The organism is Pseudomonas sp. IT-93MI4, assembly GCF_949767635.1.
Taxonomy (GTDB): domain Bacteria; phylum Pseudomonadota; class Gammaproteobacteria; order Pseudomonadales; family Pseudomonadaceae; genus Aquipseudomonas; species Aquipseudomonas putida_A.
Map to the genome: position 1 here is coordinate 51,103 of NZ_CATKPP010000005.1, position 15,176 is coordinate 66,278.

14 protein-coding genes are annotated in these 15,176 nt (G+C 61.7%); 4 read left to right on the forward strand and 10 right to left on the reverse strand.

Annotation, left to right across the window (positions count from 1 at the left end; genetic code table 11):
• Positions 1 to 30: 30 nt before the first annotated feature.
• The gene (locus tag ACM6I7_RS04365; RefSeq protein ID WP_414888029.1) at positions 31 to 2,391 is read left to right on the forward strand and encodes a tetratricopeptide repeat protein; all 2,361 of its coding nucleotides are present in this window, start codon (positions 31 to 33) and stop codon (positions 2,389 to 2,391) included.
• A 132-nt stretch (positions 2,392 to 2,523) separates the two neighbouring features.
• Here the strand turns inward: ACM6I7_RS04365 and ACM6I7_RS04370 are convergent, their stop codons facing one another.
• The 3 genes from ACM6I7_RS04370 to ACM6I7_RS04380 form a co-directional block, all read right to left on the reverse strand.
• Entirely contained in the window at positions 2,524 to 3,498 is a 975-nt protein-coding gene (locus ACM6I7_RS04370) for a hypothetical protein (protein WP_098963910.1), read from the reverse strand.
• A 308-nt stretch (positions 3,499 to 3,806) separates the two neighbouring features.
• Entirely contained in the window at positions 3,807 to 4,286 is a 480-nt protein-coding gene (locus tag ACM6I7_RS04375) for a DUF934 domain-containing protein (protein ID WP_285375699.1), read from the reverse strand.
• The gene (locus ACM6I7_RS04380) at positions 4,283 to 5,956 is read right to left on the reverse strand and encodes a nitrite/sulfite reductase (protein WP_414888030.1); all 1,674 of its coding nucleotides are present in this window, start codon (positions 5,954 to 5,956) and stop codon (positions 4,283 to 4,285) included. The genes ACM6I7_RS04375 and ACM6I7_RS04380 overlap by 4 nt, the downstream gene beginning before the upstream one ends.
• Before the next feature lie 348 nt (positions 5,957 to 6,304).
• Here ACM6I7_RS04380 and ccoN point away from each other — a divergent pair, with 348 nt between their 5' ends.
• Both ccoN and ACM6I7_RS04390 read left to right on the forward strand, forming a co-directional pair.
• Positions 6,305 to 7,732, forward strand: a complete 1,428-nt coding sequence (ccoN, locus tag ACM6I7_RS04385) for a cytochrome-c oxidase, cbb3-type subunit I (protein ID WP_027613751.1) — start codon at positions 6,305 to 6,307, stop codon at positions 7,730 to 7,732.
• Positions 7,733 to 7,750: 18 nt separating this feature from the next.
• Positions 7,751 to 7,969: a CcoQ/FixQ family Cbb3-type cytochrome c oxidase assembly chaperone gene (locus ACM6I7_RS04390; protein WP_096797626.1), complete on the forward strand. Its 219-nt coding sequence runs from the start codon at positions 7,751 to 7,753 to the stop codon at positions 7,967 to 7,969.
• A gap of 132 nt (positions 7,970 to 8,101) precedes the next feature.
• On the opposite strand, the gene ACM6I7_RS04395 is transcribed toward ACM6I7_RS04390, so the two are convergent.
• Positions 8,102 to 8,593 carry a hypothetical protein gene (locus ACM6I7_RS04395; RefSeq protein WP_414888031.1) on the reverse strand — a complete coding sequence of 164 codons (492 nt, stop codon included), beginning with the start codon at positions 8,591 to 8,593 and terminating at the stop codon, positions 8,102 to 8,104.
• A gap of 205 nt (positions 8,594 to 8,798) precedes the next feature.
• On the opposite strand from ACM6I7_RS04395, the gene ACM6I7_RS04400 reads away from it, so the two are divergent.
• Positions 8,799 to 9,491, forward strand: coding sequence for an aspartate/glutamate racemase family protein (locus ACM6I7_RS04400; protein WP_247269090.1), 693 nt, complete (start codon positions 8,799 to 8,801; stop codon positions 9,489 to 9,491).
• Between the two features lie 20 nt (positions 9,492 to 9,511).
• Here ACM6I7_RS04400 and ACM6I7_RS04405 read toward each other — a convergent pair whose 3' ends face one another.
• From ACM6I7_RS04405 to ACM6I7_RS04430, 6 genes are all read right to left on the reverse strand, one after another.
• Positions 9,512 to 10,021 carry a GNAT family N-acetyltransferase gene (locus ACM6I7_RS04405; RefSeq protein WP_333991703.1) on the reverse strand — a complete coding sequence of 170 codons (510 nt, stop codon included), beginning with the start codon at positions 10,019 to 10,021 and terminating at the stop codon, positions 9,512 to 9,514.
• A 191-nt stretch (positions 10,022 to 10,212) separates the two neighbouring features.
• Entirely contained in the window at positions 10,213 to 11,193 is a 981-nt protein-coding gene (locus ACM6I7_RS04410; RefSeq protein WP_414888032.1) for a LysR family transcriptional regulator, read from the reverse strand.
• A gap of 157 nt (positions 11,194 to 11,350) precedes the next feature.
• Entirely contained in the window at positions 11,351 to 12,298 is a 948-nt protein-coding gene (locus ACM6I7_RS04415) for a peptidylprolyl isomerase (protein ID WP_414888033.1), read from the reverse strand.
• Positions 12,295 to 12,765, reverse strand: coding sequence for a YbjN domain-containing protein (locus ACM6I7_RS04420; RefSeq protein WP_027613758.1), 471 nt, complete (start codon positions 12,763 to 12,765; stop codon positions 12,295 to 12,297). The genes ACM6I7_RS04415 and ACM6I7_RS04420 overlap by 4 nt, the downstream gene beginning before the upstream one ends.
• Positions 12,766 to 12,795: 30 nt before the next feature.
• Positions 12,796 to 13,425, reverse strand: a complete 630-nt coding sequence (locus tag ACM6I7_RS04425; RefSeq protein WP_414888034.1) for a DNA repair protein — start codon at positions 13,423 to 13,425, stop codon at positions 12,796 to 12,798.
• 18 nt (positions 13,426 to 13,443) lie between these two features.
• Entirely contained in the window at positions 13,444 to 15,141 is a 1,698-nt protein-coding gene (locus ACM6I7_RS04430; protein WP_414888035.1) for a putative porin, read from the reverse strand.
• Positions 15,142 to 15,176: the final 35 nt, after the last annotated feature.

Sequence of the window (15,176 nt, forward strand, 5' to 3'; positions counted from 1 at the left end):
AGGCCAATGCATCTGACCACGGAAGTCGTAATGCCCAAGCATAAAAATAAAGTCGTACCGCCTGATCCTGATTCATCCCGACAGCCCCTTTCACGTTACCTGTTCCCCCTCACCATCGGCGTGCTGCTGGCCGCAGTGGCGGGAATTGGCTGGTTTCTGTTCAGCCCCGCGCCCGCGCCGTACACGGCACCGCCGATCAGCGCAGCGGCGCCCGTCGTCGCCAAGCCGCAACCGGTGGCACAGAAGCCCGCGACCATGGTCGATGAACAACAATGTCAGGGCTGCCACACCGAGCAGGTCAAGGACTGGCAAGGCTCGCATCACCAATTGGCGATGCAGGCCGCGAATGGCGAAACCATGCTTGGCGACTTCAACAACGTCACCTTCAAGGCCGAAAACGAGACCACCCGTTTCTCACGCAAGGGTGACGAGTTCTGGGTCAATACGCCGGGCATCGATGGCAAGAACGCCGATTTCAAGGTCGCCTACACCTTCGGCATCGCCCCGTTGCAGCAATACCTGATCGAGGTCGGCGAAGGCCGTTTACAGGCGCTCGGCGTGGCGTGGGATACCGAGAAACACCGCTGGTTTCACCTCTACCCCGGCCAAGGCGTGAACTTCAAGAATCCGCTGCACTGGAGCAAGCCCAGTCAGAACGCCAACTTCATGTGCGCCGAGTGCCACACCACCGGCTTCAAGCGCAATTTCGATGCGGCCAGCAACACGTTCAACAGCCAGTGGAACAGCCTTGGCGTCGGCTGTCAGGCCTGCCACGGTCCGGCCTCGAATCACCTGCAATGGGCGCAGAAAAAAGACGACCTGATCCACAAGGGTTTCGTCGTCGACCTCAAGGACAAGAACGCCAGCGTCGAGATCGAAACCTGTGCCCGCTGCCATGCGCGCCGGGCGCCGCTGGGCGATGGCTACACCGTCGGCAAGCGCTTGATGGACGACTACCTGCCGAGCACCCTCACCCGCGAACTGTATGCGCTGGACGGCAAGATCAAGGATGAAGTGTTCGAACACGGCTCGTTCCTGCAAAGCAAGATGTTCGACAAGGGTGTGCGCTGCAGTAACTGCCACAATCCGCACAGCACTGAACTCAAGGCGCCGGGCAACGCCGTGTGTCTGCAATGCCACAACACGGCGGGCAAGACTTCGGTCGCTGGCGTCGACGGCAAGGGCCTGCAAGCGAAGAACTACGATTCCATCGAACACACCCGCCACACCCTGGGCCAGCCCGGCTCGCAGTGCGTGGATTGCCACATGCCCGGCAAGTTCTACATGGGCAACGACTTCCGCCATGACCATAGCTTCAGCATCCCCAACCCGGAACGCGCGCAAAAACTCGGTACGCCCGATGCGTGTCTCAGCTGCCATCAGGGCAAGGCCGGTGACAAGATCACCGCGCAGTTCAAGCTGTGGAATGCCTCCGCATCGACACCGCAGGCACCGCCCTATGACGAGAGCCTGTGGCTGATCCGCAACGGCCAGCCGGGTGCGGCGGACGCTTTGCATGAGCAATTGCAGCGCAGCGATCTGCCGGCAATTCAGCGTGCGACGTTACTCGCCGAACTGCCGCTGTACCCAAGCGATCAATCGCTGAAACTGGCGACCCGGGATCTGCAGAATCCGGCGCCGCAGGTGCGCGAAAGCGCAGTGCGGGCGATCAGTGCCTTCCTGCCACCCATCGAGCGCGCATCGTTGTTGACGCCACTGCTCGGCGATCCGGTGAAAGCCGTGCGCATCGTCGCGGCGCGGGATCTGCTCAGCGTCGCGCGCAACAGCGGCCTCGGCGCCGCGCAGGACAATTGGGACGCGGCGATTGCCGAGTATGAGGCGGTGCAGAACAGTCTCGCGGAACGGGCCGAGGCCAACCTGAACTTGGCGATGTTGTATCAGGCCAGTGGCCGCGCATCCGAAGTCGAAGGGTTGCTGCGCACGGCACTCAAGCGCGATCCGGATTTCTACCCGGCACTGGTGACGCTGGTGCAATGGCTGGAGGCCAATGGCCGAGGTCAGGAAGCGCAGAGCCTGCTGGACGACAGCCTCAAGGCGCACCCGGAGGCTGCGTTGTTGCAGCACACCCGTGGCCTGTCCTTGATCCGCGCCGGCAAGACTGCCGGAGCCATGGGCGCGCTGCACAAAGCCGCGCAACTGGAGCCGCAGAACGCGCAATACGGTTACGTGCTGGCGGTGGCGTTGCACGACAGCGGCAAGGTGAGCGAGGCGTGTGCTGAGCTGGAGCGTTTGCTCAAGGTGCAACCGGCGAACCGCAATGCGCGGTTGTCACTGATCCAGTACTACCTGGAGAACAGCCAGGAGCCGAAGGCACAGGTGCTGTTGCAGGGCTGGAAGAAGATGAACATGGGGGATCCGGCGCTGAAGTGAGCGCTGATCCCTTGTGGGAGCGGGCTTGCTCGCGAATGCATTCTCTCAGCCAACATCAAGGGTGACTGATGTACCGCATTCGCGAGCAAGCCCGCTCCCACAGGGTCAGTGATTGGTCCCATACACTGAGTGTTACCAGGACGACGTCGCCCCGCTCTTCAACGCCATCTCCCGGCGGCTGTTGGCGCGCATCGCCTTGATCAGCGACACCGAGCCCACCAGCAGAATCGCCGCGCCGAACAGGAAGTCGATGTTGTACAGCTGGAAGTCCTGCACCGGCCCTACCAGCAGCACCCGCACCACGGCAATCGTCACCAGCGTGGCGAGGAAGTCGATCCCCGGCTCGTCGCGATAGAACACGTGCAACAGCGGCAGGCACAGCACCAGCAGGAACAACAGCACCACGACCTTGAACGAGCCTTTGCGCTCGACGCTGAACGCGCATTCGTGCGGGCCGTAGGCCTTGTAATCCTCGTCGCGGATCATCGAGTTCTTCTCGTTGATGTACTCGACGCGGTTGTATTTCTGAATCGGCGTAAAGGTGTTGGACATCTCCATCAGCGTGGTGATGTTCTTGAAGCGCAGGTCGATGCGCTCGCTGCCCTTGAGGTAATACAGCACCGGTTTGTAGCCGTAGCGATAGGTGTCGAAGGGGAATTCGGTAACCTGGCCCTGGACGCCGATGGGCCGTGGCTCAAGCTCGGCGTAGGCGCTTTTGGTCGGTGAGGCGAGGTTGCGGCTCAGCGGCTGAACCTTGACCTGTTCGAGGAAGATCGGCGTCACGCCGTACGACCACTGCAACGGCTCCAGGCGCAGACGCAGTTCGTTGCGACCCAGATCGTAGCGGTTGAAGGTGCGTTCGGAGACCACCAGCGAGCCACTGAGCATGAACTCGCCGCGCAGGTTGTTGGTGACGCGCAAGGTCAGTTGATCCTTGCCCAACAGCGCCGCTTCGGTGGACGGCGGCGCGCCGCACCACGCGGTGCTTTCACCGGCACCGCCCAACTGGCCGTCACGGTTTTCCTTGAACACATAGAAGTAACTGGCCCACAGCGTCAGCATCAACAGCAACGCCGTGAGGCCCAAGATCTTTTTGCCCGCACTCACTACCCAGACTCCCTTCTTCGTTCCGTCGTCCAGCCGAAAACCCGCTGGCGACGGGGACTCTACCAAAAGGCCAGCATCGACCCAAGGAAAAATCCGGGAATGGTGCGGAATGTAAGGGTTTCCCCGGTGTAGAAGGGGCCGCTAGACAATTGTGGTGAGGGGATTTATCCCCCGACCGGCTGCGCAGCGGCCGCAGAACCAGCCAACAGGTTTTAGCTGAAGAAATGCTTCGGCAGATTTCAGGTCTGCTTCGCAGCCCATCGGGGATAAATCCCCTCACCACAAAGTATCTATCAAGCAATGGATATTCAGCGTCTGCGGAACAACGGCCGTGGCTCGATCACCGAGCGGCCGTACAGCACGCTCATGCCGGCCAGTCCCTTCAGCGCATCCTCAGCCGATTTGTCCTCGCGCACCGCAAAACTGTCGAACCCGCACTGGCGCATATGGCTGAGCTGATCACGCAAAACATCACCAATCGCGCGCAACTCGCCAGCCCAGCCAAACCGGCTACGCAGCAGATACGCCTGACTGTAGGCGCGACCGTCGCGAAAGCTCGGGAAATCCAGGGCAATCAGCGGCAGCGAGGCCAGCCACGGCACCACGCTTTCAACTTCATCGTCCGGCCCCAGCCACACCGCGTGGGTCGAGGGCGATTGCAGCCAGTGCCCCAGCGGCAGGATCAGCAACCCTTGCGGCCTGCCCTGCTCCGGCTCGCGAACCAGCGTCCATGGGTCGTCCTCGATCAGGCGTGCGACACCTTGCTCCAGACGCAGCAGATTGTTCATGCCGACGCCTCCAGCACTTTCGGGTAGACGCGTTCCTTGAAAGGCTCCAGGCCAATGCGCGCCACGGTGTCGACAAACAGTTCCTCGCTTTCGCGGTATCGCACAAAAGTGCCGATGATCCGCTCGATCACCTGCGGCACTTCGGCCGCGCTGAACGATGGGCCGATGACTTTGCCCAAGGCGCTGTTTTTGCCCTGCGCGCCGCCAAGGGTGATCTGGTACCACTCGCTGCCGTTTTTGTCGACGCCGAGAATGCCGATATTGCCGATGTGGTGGTGGCCGCAGGCGTTCATGCAGCCGGAGATGTTCAGGCTGATGTCGCCCAGGTCGTGCAGGTAGTCGAGGTTGTCGAAACGCGCCTGAATCGCCTGGGCAATCGGGATCGACTTGGCGTTGGCCAGCGCGCAGAAATCGCCGCCCGGGCAGGCGATGATGTCGGTCAGCAGGCCGACGTTGGCGCTGCCCAGATTGCGCTCGCAGGCCAGTCGCCAGAGTTCATACAGGTCAGACTTCTGCACATCGGGCAGGACGATATTCTGCTCATGGGCAATGCGAATCTCGCCGAAACCGAAACGCTCCGACCAGTCGGCCACCGCGAGCATCTGCTGGCCGGTGACATCACCCGGTGGTGCACTCAGACCCGGTTTGGTCGACAGCACTACGCTGGTGTAACCCGGTTTCTTGTGCGGCTGCACGTTGCGCGCGACCCAGCGGGCGAACGCCGGGCTTTCAGCCAGATGCGTGCCGAAATCCAGATCGGTATCGGCCAGGGTGTGATAGATCGGCGGCACGAAGGCACTGGCGACCCGCTCATATTCAGCCTCGGTCAGCTGCGCCGGGCCGTCCTTGAGGTGTTGCCATTCTTCCTCGACCTCTTTGGCGAATGCCTCGATGCCCAGCGCCTTGACCAGAATCTTGATCCGCGCCTTGTACTTGTTGTCGCGCCGGCCATGGCGGTTGTAGACCCGCAGGATCGCTTCGACGTAGGACAGCAGATGCTGCCACGGCAAGCCTTCGCGAATCTGCAGACCGAGGATCGGCGTGCGCCCCAACCCGCCGCCGACGATCACCCGCAGCAGCATCTGCCCGTCGCGCCCCGGATAAAGATACAGGCCGATGTCATGCATCATGATCGCCGCGCGATCCTGCTTCGCCGAGCAGATGGCGATCTTGAACTTGCGTGGCAGGAAGAGGAATTCCGGGTTGATCGTCGACCATTGCCGCAAGATCTCGGCCAGCGGGCGCGGGTCGATCAACTCGTCCGCCGCGACCCCGGCAAAGGCTTCGGTGGTGATGTTGCGCACACAGTTGCCGGAGGTCTGGATCGCATGCATGTTGACCTGCGCCAGGCGTTCAAGGATGTCCGGCACCTGCGCCAGTTCGATCCAGTTGAATTGCAGGTTCTGCCGCGTGGTGAAGTGGCCGTAGCCGCGATCGTAATCGGCGGCGATGCTCGCCAGCGTGCGCATCTGCTCGGCACTCAGTGTCCCGTAGGGAATCGCCACCCGCAGCATGTACGCGTGCTTCTGCAGGTACAGGCCGTTTTGCAGACGCAGCGGCAGGAACTCTTCCTCGCTCAACTCTCCGGCCATGAAGCGCTCGACCTGATCGCGAAACTGCGCAACGCGCTCGAACACCAGTGCGCGGTCGTAATCATCGTATTGATACATGCAGCGGCTACCCCATCAGAATTGTGCGCAATTCCTGTAGGAGTGAGCCTGCTCGCGATTGCGGTGTGTCAGGCAACTGCTTTGTTGACTGACACACCGCAATCGCGAGCAGGCTCACTCCTACAGATTTTGCCAGCACTATGCAGGTGCAGCGCAGCACGCAACAGATTCAGCTGAAACGATAAAAACCATATCAGGTCGCGGCAGAACGCCGCAGGCAGCAGTTAAATCTGATCCGTACAAATGAAAGATTCCTGAGCCTGTTTTGTTTCCGGCGCTGTTCATACAGTGCAGCTCGTGCCAGACCGGGTGGCCTGGCAAGACTTTGCAACCGTGGATGAACTGACCATGAGCACAGCAACAATCGGACAGGCTTATAACTACAAGGTCGTCCGCCAATTCGTTATCGCGACGGTTTTCTGGGGTGTCGTCGGCATGGCGATGGGGGTATGGATCGCCTCGCAACTGGTATGGCCGGACATGAACCTCGACCTGCCCTGGACCACCTTCGGCCGCTTGCGGCCATTGCACACCAGCCTGGTGATCTTCGGTTTCGCCGGCAGCGCGCAATTCGCCGCCAGTTACTACGCGGTGCAGCGCACCTGCCAGGTGCGGCTGTATTCGGACAAGCTCGCCGCCTTCACCTTCTGGGGCTGGCAATCGGTGATCGTGATCATGCTGATCACCCTGCCAATGGGCTACACCACCACCAAGGAATACGCCGAGATCGAATTCTCCGGCGCGGTGTGGATGGCGGTGGTCTGGGTCGCGTACGCCATCGTGTTTTTCACCACCGTGGTGCAGCGCAAGACCAAACACATCTACGTCGGCAACTGGTTCTTCGGCGCGTTCATTCTGGTGATCGCCATGCTGCACGTGGTCAATCACCTGTCGATCCCGGTGGACTGGTTCAAGTCGTATCCGGTGTATTCCGGGGCCACCGACGCCATGGTGCAGTGGTGGTACGGGCACAACGCGGTGGGTTTCTTCCTGACCACCGGGTTCCTCGGGATGATGTATTACTTCGTGCCGAAACAGGTTAATCGCCCGGTGTATTCGTACCGGTTGTCGATCGTGCATTTCTGGGCATTGATCACCCTGTACATCTGGGCCGGTCCGCACCACTTGCACTACACCGCGCTGCCGGACTGGGCGCAGTCGCTGGGCATGGCGATGTCACTGATCCTGCTGGCACCGAGCTGGGGCGGGATGATCAACGGCATGATGACCTTGTCCGGTGCCTGGCATAAGTTGCGCACCGACCCGATTTTGCGCTTCCTCGTCCTGTCGCTGGCGTTCTACGGCATGTCGACCTTCGAAGGGCCGATGATGGCGATCAAAACCGTCAACGCCCTCTCCCACTACACCGACTGGACCATCGGCCATGTTCACGCCGGGGCCTTGGGCTGGGTGGCGATGATCACCTTCGGCGCGACGTATCACATGGTGCCGAAAGTCTTTGGCCGCGAGCAGATGTACAGCACGCCGCTGATCAACCTGCACTTCTGGCTGGCGACCATCGGCACGGTGTTGTACATCGCCTCGATGTGGGTCAACGGCATCACTCAGGGCCTGATGTGGCGAGCGATCAACGAGGACGGCACGCTGACCTACTCGTTTGTCGAGGCGCTGCAGGCCAGTCATCCGGGGTTCATCGTGCGCTTTGCCGGCGGGGTGTTCTTCCTCAGCGGCATGCTGCTGATGGCCTACAACGTCTGGCGCACGGTGCGGGTCGCCGACGTGGCGCTGGCACGCAGCCAGGCGCAGATCGCCTGAGGCAGGGAGCCGCAGAGGATGGATATTTTCTTGAATGTGCTGGGGGTGGTGTTTCTGTGGCTGGCGGTGGAGTACTGCCTGCGCCATCAGACTTCAGAGAGCCTCGACGATGCGAGCATGGTGCCGTTTGCTGATGATCCGGAGGTGGCACGGCGGGTTGAGTTGGCCACCGGTAAAACCGTGAAAGCCGTGGCGCCGGAAGAGGCGAAACCGGGCTGGATCAACCTCGATATGTAGGATCACCCTCAATCCCCTGTGGGAGCGGGCTTGCTCGCGAAAGCGGTCTATCAGTCGCCATCAATGTCGAATGGGCTGCCGCCTTCGCGAGCAAGCCCGCTCCCACAATGGGAAATGGGTGAAGCCCTGATATCAGCTGCGATCGCGCGGAATCAGGCTCTGCAACTGCTGCGCGAGAAAATCCGCATCAAACACGAAGGTGTCCGGATCCTTCAAGCCATTGGTCTTGCGCCATTGCCACTCGCCGTTCGGCAGCCCGACCAGCGAAATACTGCCGTAGCGCGCCGCCGTCAGGCCCATCACCGCCAGGGAAATCTGCCCGGCGCTGCCCATCACGTCCGGCACGAACTCCACCGGTTTGCCGGCAATCACGATGCTCAGTTTCTCGGTCTTGAAGGTCGAGGTTTCCACCGGCGTGCTCGGCCCGAATGCGACGTAAGCCTCGCGGCTCACCTCCAGCAGGTTCGGTGCCTGCACCGGTTCCAGCCATTGCCGGATCTGGCCGAACAGCTCGGTGATGCGGCTGGCCCACGCCTGTGACTGGGTTTCGAACAATTGCTTCTTGTGCGCTTCACTCTCGGCATAGTGACGAAGCATTTCGCCCAGTTGTTGTACGTCGTTCATCGGTACGTTCCTCGGGGTGAGCCTGCGATAGTCGATAGTGACAGATCGAGGCGCCGGCGTACGTTAAACCTCGATCGCCGGCACCGGGACACTTGGCAACAGGATCAACGGTACAGTTGCTTTGTACTGGCATCCGTCATTGAACCGATGGACACTCGGCCGGAGCCCGACTTTTCCAATACGGGCCATTGTTCGAGGAATTTCAATGCGCACCATCGGCCTTATCGGCGGCATGAGCTGGGAATCCAGCGCTGAATACTATCGACTCATCAATCAGCAGGTCCGCGACCGCCTCGGCTCGCTGCGCTCGGCGCAAATCCTGATGTACAGCGTCGACTTCGGCCCGGTCGAACAGGCGCAGCACGCCGGGCGCTGGGACGATGCGGCGGCGATTCTGGTGGATGCCGCGCGCAGGCTCGAGGCCGGCGGCGCCGAATGCGTGGTGCTGTGTACCAACACCATGCACAAGGTCGCGCAGCAGATTCAGGCAGCGATCAGCATTCCGTTTCTGCACATCGCCGAACCGGCGGCGCAGGCGGCATTGGCCATCGATGCGCGCACGGTCGGTCTGCTCGGCACGGCGTTCACCATGGAGCAGGACTTTCTCAAGCAGCGCCTGATTGCGCAGGGTCTGACGGTACTGGTGCCGGACGACGCCGAGCGCAAGGACGTGCACCGGATCATCTACGACGAACTGTGCGTCGGAGTGATCAGTGACGAATCACGCAAAATCTATCAACGGGTGATCGAAGCGCTGACCGCGCGCGGCGCCCAGGCGATCATCCTCGGCTGCACGGAAATCGGTCTGCTGGTCAAACCCGAACACAGCGCCCTGCCGCTGCTCGACACCACCGAACTGCATGCGCAGGCGGCGGTGGCGTTCGCTCTGGGCAACTGACTCCCACAGGATTTTTTGGCTTATCGACGACGCAGACGGGCCATGCTCAGGGTGTCGACCCATTGCCCGTCGCGCACGGCGTAGTCACGAAACAGGCCTTCGTTCTCGAAGCCGAACTTGCGGTAGAGATTGATAGCCGCCTGGTTGTCGGCGTACACCGAGAGTTCGACCCGGTGCAGGTTCATCCAGTTGTCGGCGACGTCCAGCGCCGCCGCCAGCAGTTTCGACCCGACACCCTTGCCCTGCCACGCGACGGCGACGGCCATGCCGACACTGCCGGCGTGGGCGCGGCGGATCCGCGAATAGTTTTCCAGCCCGAGATTGCCAATGACCACACCCTCATGCAGCGCCACCAGTTGCACCACCCGTTCGTTATCTGGCGCAAGGCGTTTGCGCCAAACCTCAGTGGGCTGAAACGGCATCTGCAGCACCTGCCGGGTCACGGCCGGATCGTTGTACAGCGCGGTGATGCCCTCAAGGTGCGACTCATTGAAGCGTTCGATTTTGATGGTGGGAGCGTGGTCGGGCATGGCAGATCCTTCCTGGATCGATGGGTGGCCGCTTACTCTAAACCGTTGAGCCTCTGGCTGGCGAATATCAAAATGTGGGAGCGGGCTTGCTCGCGAAAGCGGTCTGAAATTCAACATCTCTGTCACCTGACACACCGCCTTCGCGAGCAAGCCCGCTCCCACAGGGGATTGGGGGTGTTGGCAGAATCGGGTCAGGTCTGAAACCATTCCTGGCGTTCGTTGAAGGTGTGCTGGATCAGCTCGACCAAGGCTTGCACTTCGGCGACGTCCCGGGATTCAGCATTCACCGCCAGCCATGCCTGCAACTGCATCGGCTCGTCAAACAGCCCCGGCAGCGCAATCAGCCCGCGATCGAAACGGCTCATGTACGCCGGCAGCAACCCGATGCAAGCGCTGCAACGGATCATTTCCAGCATCAGTTCATAAGACTGCATCTGCACCACGCCCGCCAAGCGTTGTTCGACCAGCTCATTCCACGGCCGGAAGCTGTCGATCTGCCGGTCGTGCTGCCATTGCACCAGCATGAAATCGCTCAGATCATCAGCACTCGCCGGGCGCGCGGTGACGCGGGAATAGCGTTTGGCGATGTGCGGCAGGTAATCCAGACGCGCCAGGGCCTGCGGCTGGCTGGTGGCGAAGGTCGGGCCGGGGCTGGGGGTTTCGCCGTGGGCCAGCCACAGCACCACGTCGGCGCTTACTGCGCGCAAGGCCAACTCGCTGTCCAGCGCAATGATCTCCAGGCGCACGCTGGCATTGCGGCGCAGCAACGCGATCAGGTCGCGACCGAGGATGTCATGCAGGATCGATTCGGCAACCGCCAGTCGAATCAGTGGCTGCTCGACCACCGGCAGTTTGCGTTCGTGGGCCAGCGCGACCAGTTGCGCCTGCAGTTGCTGGCCCTCGCGGGTCAGGCTCAGGGCGCTGCCCTGAAAGCTGAACAGCGAGTGCTGCAGCTCCTGCTCAAGCTGCGCCAACTGCTTGCGCAGCAAAGTCGAACGCACGTTGAGGCTGCGCGCGGCCTGCATGAAGCAGCCGCAGCGGGCACTGACCAGAAAATATTGCGCGACCTCGGCATCAATGGTCGCGGCTTGCGCCAGCCATGGTTCGCGCTCGCCCTGTGCCCAGCGATAGTCGGGGCTACCCTGTCGTCCTGCGGGTTCGGTGAATGACATCGATGACTCCCTGTCGATCTTTGTATTTAGACATTGCGCAGCCCCTTGTAGGAGTGAGCCTGCTCGCGATGGCGTCGGCACAGCTGACATCTCTTTGCCTGACACATCGCTATCGCGAGCAGGCTCACTCCTACAGGGTTTGTGGTGTGCCAGTGCTCTAATGGTTGGATTCGAGGACCTTGTTCAGCTCAGCCCCATCGATACTCAGCGTCGCGGTATTGAGCATCCCGTCCAGATACGCCTGAGCAATCTGCTCCTGCCGTTGCGCACGCAAGGCCTGTGTCAGTTGATCGCGCAGCTCGTCGAGGGTCGCAGTACGTGCCGGTTGCTGTTCGGTGAGTTTGATCACATGGAAGCCGGCCGTGCTCTGCACTGGATCGGACACCGCACCGACCTTCAATTTCGCCACCGCACCCCGCACCTCCGGCACCAGTTGCTGCAACGGTTGCAGCCCGGTGTCGCCGCCACGTTCGGCAGTCTGCCGGTCCTGCGAATACTGAGTCGCCAGCGCGGCAAAATCCCCCGGCGTGCTCTGGGCCTTCTTGCTTAGCTCGGTGGCCTGCTTGCGCACGGCTTCCAGGCTCTGGGCATCCGGCACAGCGAGGAAAATCTGGCTCACCCGGTACAACGCCGGCGTCTGCCAGTTGCCCTTGCCAGCGTCATACGCCTGCTGCAACTCGGCCGCACTCGGGTAGTCCGCCGGCACCGTGCTGACCGAGCGCAGGTAATCGCGAAACACGATCTGCTCAGTGGCCGCGCGGGTTTGCCGCACCACGTCCGGACGCTGCGCCCAGCCCTGAGCATCGGCCTGTTCCAGCACGACTTTCTCCGCCAACCGCGTACGCAGCCAGCGCTCCAGCGCTTCACGGTTGCCGCGCAATTGCTCGCGAGTCGCCGGCGGGACGGTAGCCAGCAGCGCCTGCAATTCCTGCGGCGTCACCTGCTGATTGCCCAACCGCGCTACCGCAGGCCCCGCAGCAACCGCCGCCAACGGCGACGATTGCTGGGCGGCGACCGGGTCAGCACCCGGTCGCAGCACCAGCGCCACGGCTACCACCAACAGCGCCACTGCCCCGGCGCCGATCACCATGGCAGGCTTTTTCACAGCGCGACTTCCTCTTGCTCAGCGGTAGCGACTTTGGCCGTCGAGGCTTGCGCAGCCTGGCTGAAATCACGCAGATAGACGATGAATTCCTGCAACAGGCGATCCCACAATTCCAGGTTGCCGCGCAGGTGATCGCTGCTCACACCGGCCGCCAGCACCACGTCCATTTCCATCACCAGAAACTCGCCCTGCAACGACAACCGCGCAAAACGCCGGGTGGCGTTCCACTGTTCGGCCACACCCTGTGGCAACTCACCTTGCACCCGCAGCGCGCAGCTGAAAGTGAAATCGACGTAGCTGCCCTGCTCCACCGCCGGGTTGCCGAAGCGCACGGCATAACCGATGCCCTGACTGGCGCTGAGCAACTGCACGATGCCGTTCTGTTCGGTCTGGTTGACGCGATAACCGGCGGCTTGCAGGACGTCGGTCAGGGATTGTGGGGATACGTGGCTGATCAATTGAGTCATTGTTTCTTCCTTGTTTAACAGGCTTTTTAATCAGTGCGAGAGCGCAGCTTGCGGCGCGTCGAATTGAGTCTTGTAAAGCTCGTCACCAAACCCCTGGGCCAGCTCATCGAACTTGACCCGGGCGCTGCCCGCAAAGGGCTGGCGGATCTTCATCACCTCGGCCACATCGATGTTTTCGTAAGCGCTGAGGATCTGCTTGGCGACGCCATACATCTGCTGATTCTTGACTGAACATTGCTGCACTTGTGTGTCACGTTCAGCCAATTGCGTTTGAAGCTTAGACCGTTCTGCCTCTTTGGCACGGGCCATGACCAGCAACTCGTCGTAGGCCTTCTTGAACTTGCCGACCTGCTCGCTGCTGGCGGCGATTTGCGCCTGGGCCTGGCTGTGCAGGTTCTGCTGCTGGCCGGCCAACTGCTCGGCCAGGCCTTTGGCCTTGGCCAGTTCAGCGGTCAATTGCTTGATCTGCGCCTGCGCAGCCTTGGCTTCGTTCTGCGCCGCCAGTTGCGCGGCGCTGGCCTGAGCCTGCTGGCTCTGCAGGGCCTGCAACTGTTGAGTGGTGCTGCGCAACTGGGTACGCAGACGCTCCTCCATGCCTTCGGCGTGTGCGCCATGTGCAATGAAAAAACTCAGCCCCAACAGTAAAACTCGTGCGTGCATGACCGTCCTCCCGGCGCCTTAGAAGCGCGTGTTGATCTCAAGCTGCAAGACATCGATGTCGAACGGCGCGCCGTACACCGCCTCGGTGCTCAGCCAGCGGCCGGTGGCGTAGACGTTTTTCGCCAGACCGTAATTGCCGCCGAGGAAATAGCCCTTGGCGTTGGTGCCGCCGAGGTGGAACGAGGAATCGTTGAAGCCGTCGGGCAAGGCGTCCGGCTGGATGTACTTGTAGCCGGCGAACATATTCCAGTCGCCCTGCTTCTTCAGGTCCAGCGCGTTGCCGAGGGTGAACTGGACCATCCACGCATTGGCGCCGCTTTCGATCTCGCCGTTGCTGTTGAGGTTGTTGACGATCTGCCCCTCGGAGCGCTTGCGCATGTCGCCTTCGTCGTAACCGAGGTTGTGGATGTAGTTGCCCTGGCTGCGCAGCTTGAAGTCCTCTGGCAGATCGGCGTCCCACACCAGGTTCAGGTCGAGCAGGTTGAACTCCGACGCCAGACCGACGAATTGGGGCTGCGGCGTGGTGGTCGGGTTGGCCGGGTTCGGCGTGATGTCACGCAGCAGGAACACGCTGTTGCCCTTCTGCATGAACGCGGCACGATTGCCATCGGTGTCGCAGCCCGGAGCGCCGGCCCACGGCTCACAAGGGCTGGAACGCTGCCCCTGAATGTCGTCGAAGCGGTAATAGGCCAACGCACCCTTGAGGCGGTTGTTGCTGTTGATCGCCCACTTGGCGCCGAGCTGCGCGCCGTAGAGCCACTTGTTGTCGCTTTCTTCCTTGTCGAAACCGTTGCTGGTGCTCGTGTCGTTGGTGTAATCCACCGGGAACGCGCCGACGGTGCCGAACACGCCCCAGTCGCGATTGAGCTTGTGGTCGAAAATCGCCGCCACGCCGTCGAAATTCAGGTCGTTGGAATAGAGCATGTCGGTGGACATGAACGGGTTGGCGAAACGCCCGCCGGTCAGGGTCAGCTCATCCGTGGGTTTCCAGTTCAGGTAGCCCTGATCGAGCCAGATATCTTTCTTGGCGAAGCCGCCGCCGAGGTTCTGCGTGGTCGACACCGGGTTGTTGTCCGAGCCGGTGCCGATGCGGATGCCGGCGGTCCATTCCGGCGAAATCACCGCTTTCATGCCCAGGCGGGTGCGCAGGCGGAACTGGTTGGTGCGGTCTTCACGGGTGTTGAGCAACGGCGGCAGACTGGTGCTGCTGTTGGGGTTCACGTCGTACGGACCGTTGTTGTTGAGTTTGGCGAAGTCGACGATTTCGTTGCTGTTGCTGCCCGAGTAGTAGCGCGATTCGTCGCGCAGGCGGATGTCGCCATCGAAGCTGATGCGTGACGCCCAGTCCGGGAAGGTGTTGGGCGCCGCCCAGTTTTCCTGCTTGGCGGTGGCCATGACCTCGGCCTTGACCTGATCGCGGATCTGGTCGCGCACCGCGGCCGGCACGTACTGCACGCGCACATCGCCCGGTGCGGCCACCGGACCGGCTGCGACCGCTGTCGAAGCCGCTGCCTGCTTGGCCTGGGCCGCTTCGTTCTGGGCCTGGGCGATCAGCGCGTCGGCCTTGTCCTGTTTCAGAATGCCCTGCTCGACCAGCAAGCGGATCAGATTGATCGTGGCGTTCTCCGAGGGCGCAGGCGCTGCCGCGGCCTGACCGACCAGGGTCGCGATGACCATGCCGACCGCCAGGGACAATCGATTCACGTTGGAAATCATCTGCACACAACTCCTTTTCATACAGCTTTATGAAT

Bases quoted from the DNA above. Each gene is read 5' to 3' on its own strand.
- ACM6I7_RS04365 (WP_414888029.1), top strand. From the start codon at position 31: ATGCCCAAGCATAAAAATAAAGTCGTACCGCCTGATCCTGATTCATCC.
- ACM6I7_RS04375 (WP_285375699.1), bottom strand. From the start codon at position 4,286: ATGAACAATCTGCTGCGTCTGGAGCAAGGTGTCGCACGCCTGATCGAG.
- ACM6I7_RS04380 (WP_414888030.1), bottom strand. From the start codon at position 5,956: ATGTATCAATACGATGATTACGACCGCGCACTGGTGTTCGAGCGCGTT.
- ccoN (WP_027613751.1), top strand. From the start codon at position 6,305: ATGAGCACAGCAACAATCGGACAGGCTTATAACTACAAGGTCGTCCGC.
- ACM6I7_RS04390 (WP_096797626.1), top strand. From the start codon at position 7,751: ATGGATATTTTCTTGAATGTGCTGGGGGTGGTGTTTCTGTGGCTGGCG.
- ACM6I7_RS04395 (WP_414888031.1), bottom strand. From the start codon at position 8,593: ATGAACGACGTACAACAACTGGGCGAAATGCTTCGTCACTATGCCGAG.
- ACM6I7_RS04400 (WP_247269090.1), top strand. From the start codon at position 8,799: ATGCGCACCATCGGCCTTATCGGCGGCATGAGCTGGGAATCCAGCGCT.
- ACM6I7_RS04405 (WP_333991703.1), bottom strand. From the start codon at position 10,021: ATGCCCGACCACGCTCCCACCATCAAAATCGAACGCTTCAATGAGTCG.
- ACM6I7_RS04410 (WP_414888032.1), bottom strand. From the start codon at position 11,193: ATGTCATTCACCGAACCCGCAGGACGACAGGGTAGCCCCGACTATCGC.
- ACM6I7_RS04420 (WP_027613758.1), bottom strand. From the start codon at position 12,765: ATGACTCAATTGATCAGCCACGTATCCCCACAATCCCTGACCGACGTC.
- ACM6I7_RS04425 (WP_414888034.1), bottom strand. From the start codon at position 13,425: ATGCACGCACGAGTTTTACTGTTGGGGCTGAGTTTTTTCATTGCACAT.
- ACM6I7_RS04430 (WP_414888035.1), bottom strand. From the start codon at position 15,141: ATGATTTCCAACGTGAATCGATTGTCCCTGGCGGTCGGCATGGTCATC.